This window comes from uncultured Aquimarina sp., from assembly GCF_947492115.1.
In the GTDB taxonomy this organism is placed as follows: Bacteria; Bacteroidota; Bacteroidia; order Flavobacteriales; family Flavobacteriaceae; genus Aquimarina.
Genome location: NZ_CANLMM010000005.1, coordinates 130593 through 153054, shown reverse-complemented (window position 1 = coordinate 153054; position 22462 = coordinate 130593). Strand labels below are relative to the sequence as shown.

The 22462-nt window shown below is 33.5% G+C and carries 19 protein-coding genes; 15 read left to right on the top strand and 4 right to left on the bottom strand.

Annotated elements, in window-relative coordinates:
• Positions 1-48: 48 nt before the first annotated feature.
• Positions 49-1062, bottom strand: a complete 1014-nt coding sequence (locus Q1A73_RS16245; protein ID WP_299607442.1) for a metal-dependent hydrolase — start codon at positions 1060-1062, stop codon at positions 49-51.
• Between the two features lies 1 nt (position 1063).
• Positions 1064-2251: a hypothetical protein gene (locus tag Q1A73_RS16240; protein ID WP_299607441.1), complete on the bottom strand. Its 1188-nt coding sequence runs from the start codon at positions 2249-2251 to the stop codon at positions 1064-1066.
• A 266-nt stretch (positions 2252-2517) separates the two neighbouring features.
• Between Q1A73_RS16240 and Q1A73_RS16235 the strand changes: the two genes are divergently transcribed.
• The 6 genes from Q1A73_RS16235 (at position 2518) to Q1A73_RS16210 (ending at position 9099) form a co-directional block, all read left to right on the top strand.
• On the top strand, positions 2518-2949 hold the full coding sequence (locus Q1A73_RS16235; protein WP_299607440.1) for a response regulator: 432 nt from the start codon (positions 2518-2520) through the stop codon (positions 2947-2949).
• 37 nt (positions 2950-2986) lie between these two features.
• Entirely contained in the window at positions 2987-3397 is a 411-nt protein-coding gene (locus Q1A73_RS16230) for a response regulator (protein ID WP_299607439.1), read from the top strand.
• A 152-nt stretch (positions 3398-3549) separates the two neighbouring features.
• Entirely contained in the window at positions 3550-3972 is a 423-nt protein-coding gene (locus Q1A73_RS16225) for a response regulator (protein WP_299607438.1), read from the top strand.
• Positions 3969-4382, top strand: coding sequence for a response regulator (locus Q1A73_RS16220; RefSeq protein WP_299607436.1), 414 nt, complete (start codon positions 3969-3971; stop codon positions 4380-4382). The genes Q1A73_RS16225 and Q1A73_RS16220 overlap by 4 nt, the downstream gene beginning before the upstream one ends.
• A gap of 119 nt (positions 4383-4501) precedes the next feature.
• Entirely contained in the window at positions 4502-7213 is a 2712-nt protein-coding gene (locus tag Q1A73_RS16215; protein ID WP_299607434.1) for a TonB-dependent receptor, read from the top strand.
• Between the two features lie 98 nt (positions 7214-7311).
• Positions 7312-9099 carry a YfiR/HmsC family protein gene (locus Q1A73_RS16210; protein WP_299607432.1) on the top strand — a complete coding sequence of 596 codons (1788 nt, stop codon included), beginning with the start codon at positions 7312-7314 and terminating at the stop codon, positions 9097-9099.
• Between the two features lie 9 nt (positions 9100-9108).
• On the opposite strand, the gene Q1A73_RS16205 is transcribed toward Q1A73_RS16210, so the two are convergent.
• Positions 9109-9330 (bottom strand): hypothetical protein, encoded by a 222-nt coding sequence (locus Q1A73_RS16205; protein ID WP_219009713.1) that lies wholly within the window; start codon positions 9328-9330, stop codon positions 9109-9111.
• Between the two features lie 434 nt (positions 9331-9764).
• On the opposite strand from Q1A73_RS16205, the gene Q1A73_RS16200 reads away from it, so the two are divergent.
• Positions 9765-10283, top strand: coding sequence for a DinB family protein (locus tag Q1A73_RS16200; RefSeq protein ID WP_299607429.1), 519 nt, complete (start codon positions 9765-9767; stop codon positions 10281-10283).
• An 11-nt stretch (positions 10284-10294) separates the two neighbouring features.
• On the opposite strand, the gene Q1A73_RS16195 is transcribed toward Q1A73_RS16200, so the two are convergent.
• On the bottom strand, positions 10295-10870 hold the full coding sequence (locus tag Q1A73_RS16195; protein WP_299607427.1) for a uracil-DNA glycosylase family protein: 576 nt from the start codon (positions 10868-10870) through the stop codon (positions 10295-10297).
• 544 nt (positions 10871-11414) lie between these two features.
• Here Q1A73_RS16195 and Q1A73_RS16190 point away from each other — a divergent pair.
• The 8 genes from Q1A73_RS16190 to Q1A73_RS16155 all read left to right on the top strand — a co-directional run bounded on the left by Q1A73_RS16190 (position 11415) and on the right by Q1A73_RS16155 (position 22408).
• Positions 11415-13055 carry a TldD/PmbA family protein gene (locus Q1A73_RS16190; protein WP_299607425.1) on the top strand — a complete coding sequence of 547 codons (1641 nt, stop codon included), beginning with the start codon at positions 11415-11417 and terminating at the stop codon, positions 13053-13055.
• Between the two features lie 29 nt (positions 13056-13084).
• Positions 13085-14401, top strand: coding sequence for a TldD/PmbA family protein (locus Q1A73_RS16185; protein WP_299607423.1), 1317 nt, complete (start codon positions 13085-13087; stop codon positions 14399-14401).
• Between the two features lie 173 nt (positions 14402-14574).
• Entirely contained in the window at positions 14575-15195 is a 621-nt protein-coding gene (locus tag Q1A73_RS16180) for a DUF4159 domain-containing protein (protein ID WP_299607421.1), read from the top strand.
• Between the two features lie 14 nt (positions 15196-15209).
• Positions 15210-16211, top strand: coding sequence for a MoxR family ATPase (locus Q1A73_RS16175; protein ID WP_299607420.1), 1002 nt, complete (start codon positions 15210-15212; stop codon positions 16209-16211).
• A 22-nt stretch (positions 16212-16233) separates the two neighbouring features.
• Positions 16234-17130 carry a DUF58 domain-containing protein gene (locus Q1A73_RS16170; protein WP_299607419.1) on the top strand — a complete coding sequence of 299 codons (897 nt, stop codon included), beginning with the start codon at positions 16234-16236 and terminating at the stop codon, positions 17128-17130.
• A gap of 1 nt (position 17131) precedes the next feature.
• Positions 17132-18421, top strand: a complete 1290-nt coding sequence (locus Q1A73_RS16165) for a BatA domain-containing protein (RefSeq protein WP_299607418.1) — start codon at positions 17132-17134, stop codon at positions 18419-18421.
• Positions 18421-20661 (top strand): tryptophan-rich sensory protein, encoded by a 2241-nt coding sequence (locus tag Q1A73_RS16160; protein ID WP_299607417.1) that lies wholly within the window; start codon positions 18421-18423, stop codon positions 20659-20661. Before Q1A73_RS16165 ends, Q1A73_RS16160 begins: the two co-directional genes overlap by 1 nt.
• Entirely contained in the window at positions 20654-22408 is a 1755-nt protein-coding gene (locus tag Q1A73_RS16155) for a hypothetical protein (protein ID WP_299607416.1), read from the top strand. Before Q1A73_RS16160 ends, Q1A73_RS16155 begins: the two co-directional genes overlap by 8 nt.
• Positions 22409-22462 lie beyond the last annotated feature (54 nt).

The following is a 22462-nucleotide window of genomic DNA, read 5'->3' as shown; positions in this document are numbered from 1 at the left end:
ATTCTTTTTTAAATACACAAAAGAGGGATACCATAGCGATCCCTTTTTTTATGATTTATTTCCAAATACTCGAGCAAACAGTTTTTCTAACATTGGACCAGCTTCTTGCATATCACGCTCTCGCTCCTTGGCTTGCAATTTTCCGGAAGTATCGTAAAAAAGCTCGTAGCTAAAAACAAAGCGCTTTGCACTTTTTCCTAACCCTAACAAACCAAATCTAAGATCATTAAAATATATGTTGTTCTCAGTTTTTTCTATGGTGTACCAGCCATGAGATAACTTTATGAGACGTTGTATAAGTGGATCGTCTTTCATTTTTCCTAATAAATGATGATTTTTAGGAAACTCTATAAAATCAATAACATCAGGTTCATCGAGATAGGAATAATATCCGATAAGAAAGGAATCATCTGTTTTTATATTAGCAGTCCATAGAATACTATTAAGCGGTGTAGGACGCGTTTGTATATCTTGATATTGAATATGCTGATTCTCCAAATTGGTAATAAAATTTGAGCTAGCTCCTTTTTGCAAAACCAAGGTAAGTAAAAGATATGTGGAGCTTATGTATAACCCAATATTATTAACACGTCTCCTTTTGGGATTCGTTCGTTTGTAAAACATCGCAATGATTACAAATATGAGAAAAGGGACTGTATATAGTGGATCAACAACAAAAATATTATTAAAAGCTAATCTGTTACCAAATGGCCAGAATAATTGTGTTCCCCAGGTAGTAAAAGCATCGAGTATCGGATGCGTAAAGAGCCCTAAAAACATGAGTTTAGTCCAGTCTTTCCAATCGGCTTCTTTGTTTCTGTAAATTTTGCTCACAAGCCAACCGAGTATTGGAGCCATCAGAATGCTAAAGAGTATTGAATGGGAAAAACCTCTATGCAACTCATTCGCAGTTACGGGATCAAAAAACCATTTAGCAATTACATCTAAATCAGGAATAGTTCCAGCAATAGCACCCCATAACATGGCCTTGTTACCAACTTTTCTACCAATAGCTGCCTCACCAACAGCGGCACCTAATACAATTTGGGTTAATGAATCCATACTATCCTAATTGTAGCTTAAAAGGATTACGAATTTCATATTCACTGGGAGAAATAAGTTCTATCAACGGTTTTATTAATTGATTAGAAAGGGAATTTCCATGTCGTGCATATAATTTCATTTCCACGGGTTTAGCTCCAACAGAACTTTTAATGATTTCTGCAGTTCTTCCTAATCTTAATTCGCCGACCTTGCGACTAATGGCAAGATTCACATAATCATATAGCATTCTCTGATAGATATCATGAGATTTATTGTAAGAATAATCAATTCCAATATGATTAGCTTCCACGATATTATCCAGAATAAAAGCAGTTGTAAAACCAACAAGAGAACCTTCAAGAAAATATCCTTTAAAAACAAATGAGTCGTTAAGAGTTTCTTTTAAGTTCTTAAATGTAATGGCATTCAATTTCCCTATTTTGAAATCTGCTTTATCTAAAACAGAAAGGTATAAAGCATCAATAATTTCTTGGTGTATTTCAATGTCATTGGCTGTAAAATCTTTGATAACTAATTCCTTTGATTTTTTAAATACTTTTTTTGCTCTGGTTCTAAATTTTGTTTTCATGCTAGCTAAGTAGTCATTAAAACTTGTCCAATCTTTTTGAACCTCTAATACCATATTCACATCAATACTAAACTCTCTAAAATCTTGTTTCTTGATGTAATTACCCTTAGTAAAAGAAGAAGGCCAGAATTCTTTTAGTAAAATGAAAGAAGGTTTGTCTGCTTTTTCGGTTTTTCGTATTTCTTTAAGCGCTTCTGATAAATTTTCGAAAGCTTCTTGATCCGTAATTTGATCGGAATACACAAAACCATGTTCTCCACAAGAAAATAAATTGCCACATATCAGTACGCGAACGTCCATACTTTTAATTAGAGTATTTTTAATAGTATCACTAATGCGACAAGGAAATTCCTGTAGTTTTAGATCCTGAGGATTAAATTTTATCAATTGATTTACAGCGATACCAACGGCCTCGTCTCTCCGATAAAAAATGATATAACGAAAATCAATGGTATCTGCTAAGGTGTTTTCTAAAGTTCGAAGATATGATAAGGATAAAAACAGATTATGCTGTTCATTTATAGCATTCCATTCATTAATTGGAATCTCCGAAGTATTGGTAAATATCGAATATTGAAGCGAGGTGCCTTTGCACCTGTTTTTTATTTTATTAAGCATAAATCCCTTACAAATATTTTTCGTGTAGCCCCTAGGATTAATATCAAATTTACATTTAATTTTATTAGTAGTTTGTTAAACCCTTCTCAATTTTGGCAGAAGCCTTATTTTTGGTGTTTTGTAGCCGTAATTTATTTACGGAAAAACATTTAAAGTTATTTTGTCGTTTAAATGATGTTTTTGAACGAAAACTCATTCGAAAAGTCTGATTTTATGGTGCATATGTCAAATAAGTTTACTTTTTTTGGGTGTAATTGGAAAGTCTTATGGGGAAATCAATCACTTGTGTGCTCTTAATCGATGATGATAGAGCCATTAACTTCTTTAATGAACGAGTAGTTACTAAGCACAATAGTTTTGATAATGTAAATACGGTGCAGAGTGGGAAAGCTGCGCTGGAATATCTCGCTAATGTGGAGAATGAATTGGCAATAAAACCAGATCTTATTTTCTTGGATATTAATATGCCTGCTATGAATGGGTGGGAGTTTTTAATAGAATTTGCTAAGTTGAAAAAAAGCCTTACCGAAGGTATAAAAGTCATTTTATTATCTACGTCTTCTAATCCTGATGATGTTAATGAGTCTATAAAAAATCATTCTGTAGATGATTTTATCAATAAACCACTATCATTGGATTTGTTAGACAATGTGATCAAAAAACATTTCTCAAATAATACCGTTCCTGCAGATAAGTAAATTGAATTACTTATTTTGTGGATTATTTTAGGAGCTTATGAGAAAGTTGAAACGTTTTCTTTTAATTGACGATAGTAAAGCAACGACATTTTTTAATAAAACGATTATTTTAAAAACGGAAGTCGTAGAAGAAATTGCTGTTGCTTATAATGGAAAAGAGGCGTTAGAGAGTCTGCAGTCAGATAGCGCTCCAGAACTAATTTTTTTAGACTTAAATATGCCTGTCATGAACGGATGGGAGTTTTTAGACGCTTATCATCATCCTTCGAATCCATTCCAGAATTCAAAAATCGTTATCATGCTTGGGGTAGAAATAGGCAAAGAAGAACGAGAACGGCTTTTATCTTTTTCTCAAGTGGTAGAGTTCAGAGATAAAATGTTATCTAAGAAAGTCTTAGAAGAAATTATTCTGAAATATTTTGCACAAGAAGTATCCTCAAAACTTTAATAAAACCGTCCAAATTATATTCGATTCTAAATAGTTAATGCACTTTATCGTGTTTAGTTGTATTTTGTCTATAAATTTAGATTGATTCTCAGGTAAATACACCTTTCTAACGCTGTATCTATTTCTTTTGCGCCAACCAACAAAGATATATTATGAATAATGTTGTTGACTGTGTATTATTAATAGATGATAGTAAGGCTACTAACTTCTTTAATAGTACCGTTTTGGCTAAGCATAAAAGCTTTGATAAAATACTCATCAAACAAAGTGGAAAGGCTGCTTTAGAATACTTGTCAGAGGTCGAAAAAGGTAATGCGAAAAAACCTAAGTTAATCTTTTTAGATCTGAATATGCCGGCTATGAACGGATGGGAGTTTCTTATAGAATATGAAGGACTAAACCCTAGTTTAACCAACGATATTACCGTAATCATACTTACTACCTCTTCAGATCACAGAGATATAGAAAAATCAAAATCCAATGATCTAGTTACAGATTTAATTAATAAGCCTTTATCGTTACCCATATTAAATAACGTAATTAACAAACATTTTTTTAACACCCCACAGTTATGAAAAAAATAAGAACGGTTCTCTTAGTAGACGATAGTGAGGCTACAACTTTTTTTAATAAAACAATACTTTCCAAAACAGGATATATCGATGAGATATTAGTGGCAAAAAATGGTTTGGAAGCATTAACTATCATTAAATCAGGAGTAGTTCCCGATATCATATTTTTAGATATTAATATGCCTGTTATGAATGGATGGGAGTTTTTAGAAGAATTTAAAAGTTTGAACAATGCCTTAGAAAATACGATCATCGTTTTAATGATAGGAGCACCTTTATCAAATGAGGATAAGGATAAGGTACTGTCTTTTCCACAGATTAAAGAATTTCAGGGAAAGATGCTTTCTAGGATTGTTATGGATGATATTATGAGAAAGCATTATCAAGAAGAATTTGCCTTGCTACAATCATAAAGACGTACTTGTGTTTGTTGTACTTTTTAAAAGATTTCACGTTAATTTTTTTATCTTTCAGACATAAATAGAACGCAAATACATTCTTTAAATAGGAATTAAACTAAAATTACCCCCTTATGGTCAGATTACAATATGTAGCCTGTATCGCTTTGTTATTCTTTTTTAGTACTATAGGAAATGTTGTTGCTCAGTCCAGAGGAGTTATATCAGGTAATGTATCTGATCAATTTGGTAGTTTGCCTGGAGCAAAAATTAGTATAGAAGGGACAAATAAAGTTACAACTACAGATGTAAATGGAAGTTATAGCTTTGATGTGGATGAAGGAGAATATGTGCTAACAGCAGCTTTTGTTATGTATACTTCCATTTCTAAAACTGTTACGGTTAAGGTAGGAGAAAAGGTAACCGTAGACTTTATATTAGAAACAGGTTTTTCTATAGACCAACCTATTGCTGTTGGATCCAGAGCTAAACCTAGATCTTCTCTAAAAACCACTGCTCCGGTTGATATTATATCTCCACAAGAAATTACAAATGCCTCCCAAATAGAGCTAAGCCATATTTTACACTATTTAGTACCTTCCTTTCACTCTACACATCAAACCATTGCGGATGGAACGGATCATATTGACCCTGCCACATTAAGAGGATTAGGACCAGATCAGGTGTTAGTGCTTATTAATGGAAAGCGAAGACATAATAGCTCATTACTAAATGTAAATGGTACCGTAGGTAGAGGTACTGTAGGAACAGATTTTAATGCAATACCAATTTCTGCTATTGAGCGAATAGAAATTCTTAGAGATGGCGCTACTTCTCAGTATGGATCAGATGCGATTGCAGGTGTAATTAATATTATACTGAAAAAACAGACGGAGGTAATACAGGTAGATAATAGAGTAGGAATCACTACAGAGGGAGACGGTTTTACTACATATTCATCAGCCAATTTTGGGTTAAAAATTGGGGAAGAAGGGTTTGTAAACGTAACCGCAGAATACAGGAATAGAGAATCAGTAAATAGAGCTGGTGATTACACAGGAACAGTGTATACCGATGATGCGGTTGAGGATGAAAGATTAATTCAGGAGAATAATTTTTTTGGTCAAACAGGTTATGATGATCGTCGTGTCATGGAAATAGGAAGTGCAGAGACTCAAAACTTGGCTTTAGGCATTAATGGAGAGATAAAAATGTCAGATAATGCTACCTTTTACTTACAAGGAGGTAGAAATTACAGAGAAGGAATGTCCGCTGGATTTTATCGTTTCCCAAAAGATCAGGATAGAGTAGTTCCAGAGCTATTTCCTAATGGATTCTCCCCCCAGATATTAACGGATATTAGAGACGATGTAATTGCCGGAGGAATTAAAGGTATTAAGAATGGATGGAATATTGATTTTAGTCACTCAATAGGGATCAATCATTTAGACTATACAGTAAATAACTCTAATAATGCGTCTCTTGGTGTAGCCTCACCAAGAACATTTTATGCAGGTGGATTTGAATACCAGCAGAATACCACGAATTTAGATTTATCTAAATCTTTTGATTGGTTAAGTGGAGTAAGTATTGCTTTTGGAGCAGAGCTACGAGTGGAGAATTATCAGATTATAGCAGGAGAAGAAGCGTCTTATGTAGATGGAGGTAGCACCTATTTTGATACTTCTGGTCAAGAACTTCCAAGAGCAGTAGGAGCACAAGTTTTTCCAGGGTTTCGACCAGAAAACGAATTAAATCGTTTTAGAACCAATAGTTCAGCATACTTAGACGTGGAAACCAATATTTCAGAAAAGTTATTGGTAAAAGCAGCAGGACGGTATGAAGCGTATAATGATTTTGGTGGTCAAGGTATTTGGAAACTCTCTGGGCGTTATATAGTAAAGGACGATATCAGTGTAAGAGCTGGTTTTTCTACTGGTTTTAGAGCACCTTCTTTACATCAGGTGTTTTTTCAAAATATAAGTACTCAATTTGTAAATGGCGAAAGCATCCAGGTAGGAACTTTTAATAATGAAAGTGCAGTTACTGCCGAAGCATTCCAGATTGGACGTTTAAAACCAGAACTGTCAACACACTTTAGTGCTGGTATTAGTGGAAAGCTAAATGATAAATTTACCTTCGCTTTTGACTATTATTTAATTAATATAGATGACAGAATTGTTCTTTCTGGTAGATTTGCAGAAGGATATGAGACTATCTTAGAACCGTTTGGTGTTGGTGCAGCACAGTTTTTTACCAATGCAATTGATTCCAGAACTTCTGGTGGTGATTTTGCGGTTGCTTACAAAACTATACTCGGTACGGGTGAATTAAACGCGTCGCTGGGAGCAAATGTTACGAGTACAAAAGTAAAAGGAGGCATCAAAGTATCTCCATCGCTTATTGGACAGGAGAATGTCTTGTTTAATAGAGAGGAAATTGCAAGAGTAGAATCTTCTCAACCTAATTATAAAATTAATTCTGGAATATCCTACGAATTCGATAAATTCAGATTGCAAATGATGAATTCTCTATTTGGCGAAGTGGAATTTGTACATCCTGATGATGGAGACGCTGCAAATTGGGTGCTAAATGAATTTACCGGAGTAGTAGAATCACGTGACCAAACCTTTTCTCCTAAACTAACTACAGATCTAGCAGTTTCCTATCAATTTAATGATTACGTAAAATGTACTATAGGCGGGAATAATATTTTTAATGTGTATCCAGATGAGCATACACATTCAGCAAATACGAGTGATGGTAATTTCGTTTACAGCAGAAGAGTGCAACAATTCGGAGTTAATGGCGCGAATTACTATCTTCGATTATTGTTACGGTTATAATGAGGATCTTCCACCAACATCTTTTTAATACTAAATTGGGCAGGCGATATACTATAGGTATATTGATATTATTCCTTGTTCTTGGTAATATACAAAGGGTGAAAGGACAAGATCTTGGAAATGAAGAGGTAAAAAGAGCACAGCGAACGATTTTTATCTACAATTTTGCCCAACAAATAGGATGGCCACAAATAGCAGAACTAGAAACTTTTAAGATAGGAGTTTTAGGTCCTGACCGTACGGTAATAGATTTAAAGGCGATCGCACAAAAACGAAAGATTTTTGGAAAACCGATAGAGGTTGTTCGATATCAGTTTGTGAAAAATATTAAAGATATTCAATTGCTTTACGTACACAATAAGTACAATTATGACATAGCCTACATCTTACGTAAAATTTCTAAAAAAAATATATTATTAGTTTCAGAGGATTATTTTTATAATTCTTCGATGATTAATATGGTGAATGTTGGAGATTCTTTCGAATACGAAATCAATGAAAATAGAATAGAAAGAGAAGGGTTTGTGATCGCACCTTCTTTAAAACAATACGCAGTAACTTCTTCACAAAAATGGAAAGGGTTATTTAAATCCACAGAACAATCCTTGGTAAATGCTTTAAATGAAAATGAAGAGCAGAAGGCGGAGATTAAAAGCAAAAATGATCAGTTAAAACAGCAGGAAAAGAAGATTGAAAATCAGTCTAAAACTCTTGATAATATTCAGGAAAAAATTGTTGAGAATAATCAATGGATAAAAGAATTATCTAATCAGAATCAAATTCAGGAAAAGAAATATGAAGAGAAGCTTCTGATAGAAAAAGAATTAGAGAAAAATATTCAGGAGCAGGTTACTTTTATCAAAGCTCAAGAGGAAAGAATTAAACAGAGCGTAGTCGAAATAGAGGAGAAGGAACGTTATTTAGAGGAACAAAATAAACAGATTAAGGAACAAGAAAGTATTTTAGACAGGCAACGAGGAGAAATCGAAGATCAAAAAACAATTAACTGGTATCTTATTGCATTAATTTCTCTAATTCTCATAGGTGGATTCTTTGTGTATAGAAGTTATCTCAATAAAAAGAAGTTGAATAAAGTTTTACAAGCGAAGAATAAAGAAATTCATGAGCAATCTTTAGATCTGGAATCTAAAAATAAGGAGTTAGAACAGTTTGCATATATCGCTAGTCATGATCTACAAGAACCTCTTAATACGATATCTAGTTTTATAGGATTGATATCAGAGGATTATGGTGACAGTTTTGACGAGGTAGGAAAAGAAAGTTTGAATTATATCAGTGATGCAAGTATTAGAATGAAAAAACTGATTGATTCATTATTAGAATACTCCAGATTAGGCAGATCTACTGACTTTGTGGATACTGGTATGGAAACTATTTTACAGGAAATTAAAGAGGACTTTAGAAACGTATTAGAAAGAACAAACGCAAAAATACATTCAGTAAAATTACCCGTAGTATTTGGAAATCCAATAGAGTTAAGACTCTTATTACAAAATTTAATTAGTAATGGTATAAAATTTACAGATAAAGAGACGATACCTGAAATTCATATTAATGTGACTACCAAGAACGTACCAATCAATAGTCAAACAGAAACATTTTGGGAATTTTCAGTAAAGGATAACGGAATAGGTATACCCAAAAAACATCAGGATAGGATATTCGCTATTTTTCAAAGATTACATTCTAGAGAACAATATCAAGGTACAGGTATAGGACTTGCACACTGTAAAAAGATAATCGAATCTCACGGTGGTAATATATGGCTAGAATCAGAAGAAGGAAAAGGAACTACCTTTTACTTCACTATTCCTAAGAAGGAAAATATACTATTAGATAAATCTGGGATAAAAATCGATATGTAGATTAGACTTTTATATTTCTGGTCTACCTTTAAGTCTTTTTTCGATTTTTTGCTTTTTAGCAGTAATGATTTTCATCATATCCATTATTTCAGGATCTTTATTTTGCTTATAAATTTCATTAAGACTTAAGACAAGATCTTTAGCTTCTCTTGATGCTTCAACTCTATCACTAGTGGACATATTGCTCATACTCCTGTTCTCAAACTCCCTTGCTTTCTCCATTAATTCCATAACTCAATATTTTGTATAAAATAAAATGTTTAGTAGGTTATATTTTCTAAAATTTGGTACCCAAACTTAACATTTTCGGGCGTAAATATATAAAAAAAATAGGCATTTACATCCTCATATAAATAACAGAAATTAATAAGAATATAAATGTTAATGATACAGCTTTTGATAAAAAAGAATATTTCATTAAAAAACGTATCATAAATTTTAACGATTTAACTAATTTAATGAGAAATTTCTTACTTTCCTAATCTTTTTGTAGTGAATTATTTTCCTTGATTCTCTATAGATTATCCTATTAATTCTTAACTAGTACATATCTGATTTTTAATTCATCTAAGAGTGTATCGCGCGAAACTGGAATAGCAGTTATTCAAAAACTGGACTACAACCTATATACAGATAAATAATATCATTGTATCAAAATAATTACAATGACTATTATAGACTTAAGTACACAAGAATATGATTCCTACTACAAGAGATATATCGATAAATTATCGTCACGCTTGGATTTACGTGAAGGTTTTGAAATAGGAAGGGAAAATATTATCGCGTTTTTTCAATCAATTCCAAGGAGTAAGCATAATTATCAATATGAAAATGATAAATGGACAGTAAAGGAGATTTTACAACATCTTATTGATACAGAAAGAGTTTTTATGTATCGATGTTTTCGAATTGCTCGTAGAGATAAAACTCCGTTAGCAGGTTTCGATCAAGATATTTATATCAAACCTTCTGGAGCAAAGGATAAACAAATAGATGAGTTACTTGAAGAATATACGATATGTAGACAAAATTCAGTTTCTGTATTAGCCAGTATTTCTGATCACGATCTTCAATTTATAGGAAATGCCAACGGAGGTGATATGTCCGCAAGAGCAGCCGCATTTACTATTATAGGTCATGAGATTTGGCATATGGATATTATAAAAGAAAGATATTTATAAACCAGAAAAGATTAGGAAGTTATAATCTTTTCAATTGTCTGTTGTAATGTTGGTAGGACTTCATTCTTAAACCATTCATTTTTAGCTTGCCATATATTATTTCTTGGAGAAGGATGCGGAAGCACAAAATAATCAGGTAAGTATTCTTTATAATTTTTAACAGATTCAGTAAGGGTTCTCTTTAATCTATTACCTAAATAATAATTTTGGGAATACGCTCCTATTAAAAGGGTAAGTTGCACATTAGGCATCTGATTTAATAATTTTAGATGCCATAAAGGAGCACATTCTTTGGTGGGAGGTAAATCACCAGACTTTCCTTTTCCTGGATAACAAAACCCCATAGGAATAAGCGCTACTACTTCTGGATTATAAAAGGTCTCATTATCAATTCCCATCCAACTCCGTAGATTCTGTCCACTTTTATCATCCCATGGAATACCAGATTTATGAACAACGCTACCAGGTGCCTGTCCGATAATAACAATTTTACTATGCTCGCTTGCAGAAACTACAGGCCTTGGTCCCAATGCTAATTTAGAAGCGCAAACATCACATTTTGAAATATCAGATAACAAACTTTCCATAAAATAGTGAATTATAAAAATTGAAATTACATTACAAATAATATAGATACTCTTTAAGAATACCAGAATTATGATGCTTAATCATAATTTTAGTATCATTAGGTATATCGTTCGGCAGTATTTTTTTGCAAAACAACTGTTTATGATATGGCTTAAGTCGATAATTTGAATAATTACCAAAGAATAACTTGAAAGTTTAACAAAAATTTAAGCAAATGTGATTTTAGTGCGTTTTTTATTGAGTTTGGATCGTTTTGATGAGAATTTTTTAATTCTTTTTTGGTTTTTATGTTATTGTTTATCAGGTGTTTAGTTTGTTTAATAGTGTTGCTATGATAAGCGGAATTTTACACGTTAAGGTTATGGGTTTACCTGTTTTTATGGTATGGTTGTTTGATATAATTTTTCTACTTTTAAAGCTAACAGAAGTTAGTCTTGTAACAATCTTTTAAGAATATCTTCTAGTAATTGGTGAACTTAGATATTGTTACAAGATCAATTCATCAAACTTATTATAATATTCACTCAATCAAAATAGAGGTTTATGAAACGTAGAGATTTTATTCAATACACAGGATTAGGTGCAGGAGCTTTAATGATGCCATCATTACTACTAGGAAATGATATTTCGGCAGAGGCTTTACTTAATCCAGGAATGGATATAGCCATTAAAAAGAGGATGGCTGATGTAGCCCTCAATACAGCAAAATCGCTTGGTGCTACCTATGCCGATGCTCGAATCGGTAGATATTTAAACCAATATGTGTTTACTAGAGAAGATAAAGTGCAAAATGTAGTAAATACGGAATCATTTGGTATAGGTATTAGAGTAATCGTAAATGGCACTTGGGGATTTGCATCTACCAATAGTGTTAATGAAGATGGAATTAAGAAAGCAACAGATCAAGCAGTTGCTATCGCAAAAGCCAATTCTAAAATTCAAAAGGAAGAGGTAAAATTAGCTCCAGTAGCATCCCATGGAGAAGTAAGCTGGAAAACACCGATAAAAAAGGATTTCAAAGAAGTTCCAGTTTCTGAAAAGGTAGATCTGTTACTATCTGCAAATGCCGCAGCTTTAAAAAACGGAGCAAACTATGTGAATTCTGGATTGTTTATGGTAAATGAGCAGAAGTATTTTGCATCTACTGATGGTTCTTATATAGATCAGGATGTACATCGTATTTGGCCAACATTTACAGTTACTGCCATCGATAAAAGTACAGGAAAGTTTAAATCACGTCAGGCAATGAGTGCTCCTATGGGAATGGGATATGAGTATATGGATGGATTGGCTTCTGAAAAACTAAAAGGTCCAGAAGGCTTAAACTTGTATCGCAATAGTTATGATATTGTAGAGGATGCAACTGTAGCTGCTCAGCAAGCCAAGCAAAGGTTAACTGCTAAATCGGTAGAAGCAGGTAAGTATGATTTGGTGTTAGAACCAAATCACCTTGGGTTGACTATTCACGAATCTGTAGGTCATCCTTTAGAATTGGATAGAGTACTTGGTTATGAAGCAAATTACGCAGGAACAAGTTTTGCAACGTTAGACAAATGGAAAACAAAGAACTTTAAATATGGTAGCGAAATTGTTAATCTGGTAGCCGACAAAACTCAAGTGGGGTCTCTAGGGGCTGTAGGCTATGATGATGAAGGAGTAAAGACTAAAAAATGGGATCTGGTACGTAATGGTATTTTAACCAATTATCAGGCAATACGGGATCAAGTTCATATGATTGATCAAAAAGAATCTCATGGATGTTGTTATTCCCAAAGCTGGAATGATGTGCAATTCCAAAGAATGCCAAATGTTTCTCTAGAACCAGGAAAAGAGAAATACTCTATAGATGATATGATTAAGGATGTAGAGAAAGGAATTTATATAGCTGGTAGAGGTTCTTACTCTATTGATCAGCAACGATATAATTTCCAATTCGGTGGAACCGTTTTTTATGAAATCAAAAATGGAAAGATAGTGGGTATGTTAGATGATGTAGCATACCAATCTAATACACAGGAATTCTGGAATTCTTGTGCTAAGATATGTGACAAAGATGATTATCGAATGTTTGGATCATTCTTTGACGGAAAAGGACAGCCTTCGCAAATAAGTGCTGTTTCTCATGGAAGTTCTACTACACGTTTTAATGGTGTAAATGTGATCAACACAGGTAGAAAAATTTAAATCACTGTCTTATTACAAATAAAAATATCATGGCAATATATACGAAAGAAGAAGCAAAGAAGATCATGGAAAAGGCTTTAAGCTTTTCTACTGCAGATACTTGCGAAATCAATTTAAGTGGAAGCGAAAGTGGTAATATCCGCTATGCAAGAAATACGGTATCCACTGCAGGACATAGATCCAACCAAACACTAGTAGTACAATCTAGTTTTGGAAAAAAATCAGGTACAGCAACAATCGATGAATTTGATGACGAGTCACTTAAGAAGGTAGTAAAGAGGGCAGAGGAGTTAGCAAAACTTTCTCCAGAAAATCCAGAATTTATGGCACCATTGGGTCCTCAAGAATATGATAAATCTATCACTTTTAAAGAATCCACTGCTAAGATAACACCTGATTACCGTGCTGAAGTTGCTAATAGTAGTATTGGACCAGCAGCGGCTAAAAATGTAACTGCAGCAGGTTTTTTTAATGATTCATCAGGTTTTAGTGCAATGATGAATTCTAATGGTTTATTCGCCTATAATCAATCTACGAATGCCAGTTTTACAGTAACGATGCGTAGTAACGATGGTACAGGATCTGGATGGGTAACACGTGATTACAATGATGTATCCAAATTTAATGCCGCGGAAGCTTCAAAAATAGCGATCGATAAAGCGGTTATGTCTAAAGAAGCAAAAGCTATAGAACCTGGTAAGTATACAGTTATTTTAGAACCAGCAGCTTCTGTAGGTCTTTTAGGAAATATGGCATTTGCATTCAATGCTCGTACTGCAGATGAAGGTAGGAGTTTTATGTCTAAAGAAGGTGGTGGAACAAAACTAGGAGAGAAAATTGTAGATGAACGTGTGAATATTTGGTCTGATCCATTAAATCCAGATGTGCCAACAGGTACTTGGAATGGTTCTGGGCAACCTTTGAAAAAGACAACGTGGATAGAAAATGGTGTGGTGAAAAACCTAGCCTATAGTCGTTTTTGGGCTCAAAAGAAAGGCGTAAATCCAGTACCTTTTCCTAATGGATTTATCATGCAAGGAGGAGATGCTTCTCTCGAAGATCTAATCAAAGGAACTAAAAAAGGAATTTTAGTAACCAGATTATGGTATATCAGAAGTGTAGATCCACAAACCTTATTATATACGGGTCTTACCAGAGATGGAACGTTCTACATAGAAAACGGTAAAATCAAACATCCGGTAAAGAATTTTAGGTTTAATGAGAGCCCGATTATCATGCTTAATAATCTCGAAACTCTTGGAAAACAAGTAAGAATAGATGGTAATTTAGTGCCTTATATGAAAATAAGAGACTTTACTTTTACCAGCCTTTCGGACGCTGTATAACGGATATCACAATATATCAAATAAGTATAGTTGTTAGGTGTTACAAAGTAATACTTAACAACTATACTTGTTATTTTGATGTATTTCTGGTAATAGAATCCTAATTAACTTTAATTTTAGATCATCTTCATAAGTAATAGTTTATATTGCTGTTTTACCTAGTTAGTTAAATATTGAGTGCCAAGTTTTTCTTTACGCGATTACAGTATGAGTCTGGAGATTGGGATGTAGATCAAAGAATGCCTTCCAATTTGTTGAACTCGTTAGTAGAGTATACTACATTAAAAGTAGATACACAGGAGAAGATTATTTCATTAAGTAGCGATGAGATTTTTAAAAGTCCATTTTGCTACATCTCCGGTCATAAGCTTGTTCAATTTACTAAAAAAGAAAGGGAAAACTTTAAAAAATATGTGAATAATGGAGGTTTTGTATTTGCAGATGATTGTAACCATGATATTGATGGTTTGTTTTCAAAATCTTTTGAGCGTCAGATGGCAGATATTTTTGGTCCACAAGCACTAAAAAAAATACCAAATAATCATGAGTTATATAAAGTGTTTTTTGAATTTGAAGATGGTCCTCCTACCACTTCTCAAGAATTAAATGGATGGGGAGATGATATCGTTCATGATTATCTAAAAGCAATAGAAATTAATGGCAGAATAGGGGTTTTATACAGTAATAAAGATTATGGATGCGAATGGGATTATGATTTTAGAAACAAGCGATGGTACAAAATAGATAATACACGATTTGGTGTTAATATTGTTATGTATGCATTGACGTCTTAAAATAATGTATGTAAATGAATAAAGAGTTGGCTAGTATAGAACGAGAGATAGATACGCTCACAGAAAAATTACAGAATTTACGTAAAGAAATCGCTAAGGTCATTACAGGGCAAGAAGAAACTATTGAACAGCTATTGATTACTTTTTTAGCTGGCGGGCACGCATTATTAGAAGGTGTTCCAGGTTTAGCAAAAACCCTAATGATACGAACGTTAGCGCAAGCGATAGACCTCAAGTTTAAAAGGATTCAGTTTACGCCAGACTTAATGCCTTCTGATATTATAGGTACCGAAATATTGGAAGAAGATTACAGTACTGGGAAGAAGTTTTTTAAATTTAATAAAGGGCCAATTTTCTCAAATATCATTTTGGCAGATGAAATTAATAGAACACCTCCAAAAACCCAGGCAGCTCTGTTAGAAGCAATGCAGGAGTTCGAAGTGACGTATTCTGGAAAAACATACGAGTTGGATAAGCCATTTTTTATTCTGGCAACGCAAAACCCAATTGAACAATCAGGAACTTTTGTGCTTCCTGAAGCACAACAAGATCGATTCTTATTATATATCAAGATAGGGTATCCAACAGCATCTGATGAAACCACCATTTTAAAAAATACCACTGGAGTAAAAAAAGCAACGTTAAATAAAGTGATCTCTGGAGAAGATATTATTCGATTACAACAGCTTGTCCGAGAGGTTCCTATTAGTGACGATCTAATCGCTTTTGTTAGTAAGGTAATAAGAGCGACCAGACCAGAGACAACAAGCGTTTCTTATGTTAAAGAATGGGTGAACTGGGGAGCAGGACCCAGAGCTGGGCAAGCGATGATATTAACTGCGAAGGCCAGAGCCTTGGCACAAGGAAGGTTATCAGTTACCTTAGAAGATTTAAAACAAGTGGCGATTCCTGTATTACGTCATAGAGTAATTGTGAACTTTAGAGCGGAATCAGAAGGAATTACATCAGATGAAGTTACCAATCACTTATTAGAGCAGATCCAGGTAGGGAAATAAAGAATTACTAATATAAGTAGCCGTGAGACAAGATTATCATCAATTACTTAAACCAGAATTGATCAAAAGCGTATCTGGATTGTCTCTTATAGCGCGTATTATTGTAGATGGATATTTATCTGGATTAACCCGAAGTCGTAACGTAGGAACCGGAATGGAATTTAATCAGTTTCGGAATTATGAACCAGGAGATGATTTGCGGCTGTTAGATTGGAAAATGTTAGCCAGATCAGGTAGATATTATATCAAACAATCAGAAATAGAAACCAATATCTCCGTCAACTTTATTATAGACGCAAGTGCATCCATGTTGCATACCGAACATACCTTTTCTAAAATGGATTTCGCAAGAGTATTAGTCGCTTCCTTGGGATATCTGTGTCAAAACCAAGGTGATGCTATTGGATTGTTTGGTTTAAATGAAGATCAATTGTATGACTTATATCCTAGAATTCAAAAACAGCACTATAATCGATTTTTGTTAGAACTGACCCAGATAGAAAACAAAGGGAAATGGCCTGAGAATTTGAATACTTCTAAAAGTCTTCATAATAGAAATCAAAAGGAATTGATTTTTTTTATTACAGACCTCTACGAACATACAGAAGAATTAACCAATTTTATAAAAAGACTTAAGACTCCTAAGAATGAAGTGGTTGTATTGCATTTGATGGGAGAAAACGAGCTTACTTTTAATTACAAAGGGACAGTTACTTTTGAAGATTTAGAGACAGGTGCCAAGCTTAAGATAGATACTAAAACCGCTAAAAAGCAGTATTTAGCGTCATTAGAAGAGATGATTAAAAAGGCAAAAAACACCTTGCTAATGAATGATGTTGATTATCATTTATGTGAACTGAATCAACCTATTGAAGAGACCCTTCGCTTATTCCTTAAAAAACGAAATAAACTAGTCTGAGATGTCTTTTTTATATCCTACATATCTCTGGGCGTTGTTGGGACTTATCATCCCGATAGTAATCCATTTTTGGAGTAAGAGAGAAGGAAAAACAATAAAAGTAGGTAGTACTAAATTATTAAGTGAATCAGATTCTAAACAATCTAAAAGCATTCAACTGAATGAGATCTTTTTATTGATGCTAAGAATGTTACTATTAGGTGTACTTGTATTACTTATTTCCGGAATACGAATTAATAAAAAAGAAACAACGTTACCTGTTACCTATCTTTTTGAACCTTCTCTACTGAAACATGATCGTGTAATGAATATCTTGGATACGATAGATGAAGGAGAGTCCCTACGGTTATTGGCAAGTACGTTTCCGCTGCTAGACAAAGATGAATTAGATGTAGATCAAAAAAGCATTCCGAATTACTGGCAATTAGCCAAAGAAATGGAAAACTTAAAAACAGATAGTATAGTAGTATTTACCAGCGCTTTCTTATCTGGACTTAAAGGAGCCAGACCAACGATTTATAAAAATATAAACTGGATTTCTATCGATAGAAAAGAATCATATAACTATGCTCTTAAGGCTATTAAAGAAGAAGATACTACCCAAGTCCTAATGTTAAGGAGTAATTCGGATCAATTAACTTTTATAAAAGAAAAGGTGTCAAATGAAGACCTTGAGTTTTCAAAAAATAATGATAGTATAGTTTTTACAAAAAATGATCTGAAACAACGAGTTCCTGTTTCTAATTTTAGTGCTAAAAAAGTAGCCTTGTTTTATGATGATAGTCTCTTAGATCAAAAAAGATTAATAAAAGCTTCATTACAAGCCATTGCGAAGTATACGGATAGAACTATTGAAATAAAAGAGTTTACAAATACTGCAGATACCATTACAGGTTTTGATCTTATTATTTGGTTGTCTACAGATCCTGTACCTAATACCAATTCAAAATTATTGGTGTTTAACCCCGATGAATATGCAAAAAGAAGTATAGAAACTACTGATGCATCTAAGATATTCTACCTTACGGAACTACTTACCGTAGAGCGCAGTATAGATCAACATTTTTCAGAACAGCTTTTAGAAGTGTTAGATGATTATCAGGATATAAAAAATGATATAGCAAAACATGATAGACGAGTGATAGAAGTTTCTGAAATAACACCACTAGTGACTTCAAAACAGACGATAAAAAAACAGTTTGCGCTTTTAGATATTTCTAAATGGTTGTGGTTGGTATTTGGAACATTGTTAATAGCAGAACGTTGTATAGCAAAATATAGAAAACAGTAGTGAGCTCAGGATATAACATATTAGTAGGTTTTAAACGAAAATGGCAAGTCCTACTTTGGTTAGAAACCCTTTTGTATGGGGTGGGTACTTCGATACTGATATACACATTGTTTTCAAAAATACTGTTGGCAGTTGTAGTAGCTATCCTTATTGTAGGAGTACTACTAATTTTTACGAAACCATGGAAACCTTCTTTAGAAAGCGCTGCCAGTTATATGGATCAACATTTGGATGCGATCGAGTATAGTACAGGTCTGATACTAATTCCGGAAAATGAATTATCCGGATTGGCTAGAATCCAACAAAATAGGGCGGGCAATATTCTGGTTGAAAAATATAAAACAATACAACCACCTAGTCATCTAAAATGGAGTTTCTTGTTTTTTGCATTATGTCTGGGAATAGGATTAATTTTAAATACTATTGGCATATTTCCTTTTTCTCAAAATCCAGTATCACCACTAAACGTGTCAGATGAAATTGTTTTTATAGCAACGGATAGCAGTATCGCAATAACTGCTCCTCCGAAGTTGATAAAACAAGAATTAGAAATTAAATATCCGGCATATACGAGAATAAAGTCTGTGATCACTTCCGATATGGATATTAAAGTGATAGAAGGTACTAAAGTAACATGGCGACTAGAATTTGATAAAGAAATTAAGGAAGCTTTTGTAGAAAGTGCTGGAAATAGCTATGTAATGAAATTCACTGATGGAATTTATTTTGGTGGTTCGGAAATGAGAAGTTCAGGCTTTTATAATTTTAAGTTTATTGACTTAGACGATAAAGCTCACGTTTCTAAATTATATCCGATAGAAGTTACGAAAGATAAGAGTCCCGAGACACAAATTCTAGGAATTAAGCAGTTCACATCTTTTGAATATTCAGAGGATAAAAAACTTGCCTTTAGAACCAAGATTACAGATGATTTTGGAATTGGAGATGCCTATATTATTGCTACAGTAAGTAAAGGTTCTGGGGAGTCTGTAAAATTTAGAGAAGAAAAATTAAGGTTTAGTAATCTACAAATAGGAAGTAAAGATTTGGACTTATCTAAAGAAATCGATTTGGATAAGATGAAAATGGAACCTGGTGATGAATTGTATTTTTATGTAGAAGCTACAGATCAAAAACGACCACAAAAGAATGTTTCACGTAGCGAAACCTATTTTGCCGCGATTAAAGATACCATTTCGGATACATTTGCAGTAGAAGGAACTATGGGAGTAGACTTGATGCCAGATTATTTCAGAAGCCAGCGACAGCTTATTATAGATACCGAAAAATTACTGAAAGATAAATCGAAACTATCTGCTAAAGAATATAAGTCAAGAAGTAATGAGCTAGGTTTTGATCAAAAAGTATTGCGAATTAAGTATGCTGAGTTTATGGGAGACGAAACCGAAGAAGTTCATGCAGCCGAGGGAGATGGGGATGATCACGATCATGAAGAAGAACATGATCATGATCACGATGAACATGAAGATCATGAAGAAGAAGATCCTTTAGCAAAATATACACATAAACATGATCATGAGAACGAACATAACCTTGTACCAGAAGAAGAAAAAAAAGAGAAAGATCCTTTAGAAGAGTATTTACACAATCATGATGATCCAGAAGAATCTACTTTGTTTACACAATCGTTAAAAAGTAAATTACGACAAGCACTAAATGAAATGTGGGATGCTGAATTGTATCTACGATTATACAAACCAGAAAAGTCATTGCCGTATCAGTATAGAGCTTTAAAACTTATTCAGGAAATAAAGAATAGTGCTCGCATTTATGTACATCGTATAGGATTTGATCCTCCACCCATAAAAGAAGAGAAGAGATTAACCGGAGAGATTGATAAAGTACATGGGTTTCGAAAAATAGCCGATATAACTGAAGTGGATACTTATAAATCCATACGGTTAACATTGAACAGATTGCAAACATTAATCACTGCAAGAGAAAAAGAGGAAATCGCCGAAACCGATAAGCAACTGTTTAGAGAAGCAGCAAATGAGTTGGCCATAAAAGCAATCGAAAAACCTGGAAAATATCTAACAACATTGCAGCAATTAAAATGGATATCAGAGGATGTAGAGATTCCTTATGAGGCCTTGATCGAGTTGCAACAAGGATTGTTGCAGGCACTTCCTGCAATGCCTCCAAATGCTTTCAAAAAAGAGCAACCGTTAAGTGAAATCAATGAGTTATTGTTAAAAGAACTTGAAATTAATGAATAACGAGATTACCTTTTTGCATAACCATTGGATGATACCTATTGTAGTTTGCTGTCTCATCATTTGGGGTATCTTTATCTGGAAAGAATGGGGTCATTTTTCAAAACCAAAGTTTTGGATTCGTAGCGTCGTAGCTTCTTTAGCAATCCTTACGATGGGAATACTTGCATTACAACCTGCATTACCCATACATCGTAAAAACGCCAAAGTAGTTATTCTTACCGATGACTATAAGAAAAGCACGTTGGATAGTCTAAAAAATCAATATAGAAATCTAACCACAATTACTTATCAGGAAAACCAAACAATTCTGAAAGAAATATATACTTCTGATACTATTTTTGTGATTGGAAATGGGTTAGCATCCTATGATTTTTGGCAGTTAAAAGATCAGAACGTTACTTATATCAATGGTGCCGCACCTTCTGGAATTATAAAATATACCTATAATCAAAAAGCTACTGTTGGAGAGCAGCTAGTATTCAAAGGGGTTTATAACGATGCTAAAAAAGGAACTCAATTATTTTTAGAGGAACCATCGGGTGATGTAATAGATTCTGTAACATTACAAACTGATAAAAACTGGAAATTTGAGTTATCTGCTACCCTAAAAATAGCTGGAAACTATACTTATAAAATTACTGAGAAAGATTCCTTAGGGACTTTACTTGCTAAAGATTCTATACCTATTCAAGTTGCAAAACGTAAAAATCTAAGAATACTGATCATAAATGATTTTCCGACCTTCGAAACGAAATATCTCAAAAACTACTTAAGTGAAAAAGGGCATAAAGTTTTAGTGAAAACTAAAATCACAAAAGGTAAGTATAAGTTTGAATATTTTAATACAGATCGGATTCCGATAGGAGGGTTTACAGAAAAAAGTCTAGCACCTTATGATTTAGTGATTTTGGATGCTCTTACGGCTAAGAATCTTAGTAGGAATTCGAGAGTAGCTTTAGAAACCGTAATACGCACTAAGGGATTAGGGCTTTTTATACAACCAGATGAAAGTCTTTTTAGGACAAACAATAGCTTACTGTCTTTTGATGTAAGCCGAGAAAAAACTTCAGAAGTTCGTTTATATAATGAAACTATTGCAAAGGTGCGTAAGTATCCATTTACAATACAACAAGGATTGATGCTTCAACCTATTCATATTGCTGCTAATGAATCCGTGGTTTCTGGTTGCAAACATATAGGTAAGGGTAAAGTAGGTACTACCTTATTAAAAGAAACCTATGAACTCTTGCTAAATGGAAAGAGTGCTACTTACCAAAGAATATGGTCAGATATTATCAATAAAATTGGTAAAAAAGATAGTAAAGCGATTTATTGGGATGGTGGTGAGGTACCTATCCGTAAGGATGAACCTTATGAATTTACTTTAAGAACTTTTATACCAAATCCTGACGTAATTACTGAGAATGGATATCAAATTTCGATGGCAAGAAATATCGACATTCCTAATTTATGGAAAGGAAAAATATATCCTAAAACAACGGGATGGAATCATATTATAACAGCACAAGATACTACTACGGTTCTTAATTACTACGTAACAGATACTACTACATGGCAATCCAATAGTAAGTATAATCGAATTCAGGCTAACCAAAGGAATTTCGAAACTTCTCTATCCAAAGATACCAAAACAACTTCTCCGGTAGCCCCCGTAAATCCTATTGGATTATATGTGTTTTTAATTTGCTGCCTTGGATATTTATGGTTAGCACCAAAACTTTCATAGAGTAGACTAGATAAAATACTTTACTAAAAAGATTTTCTTTTAAACTTACAGCCT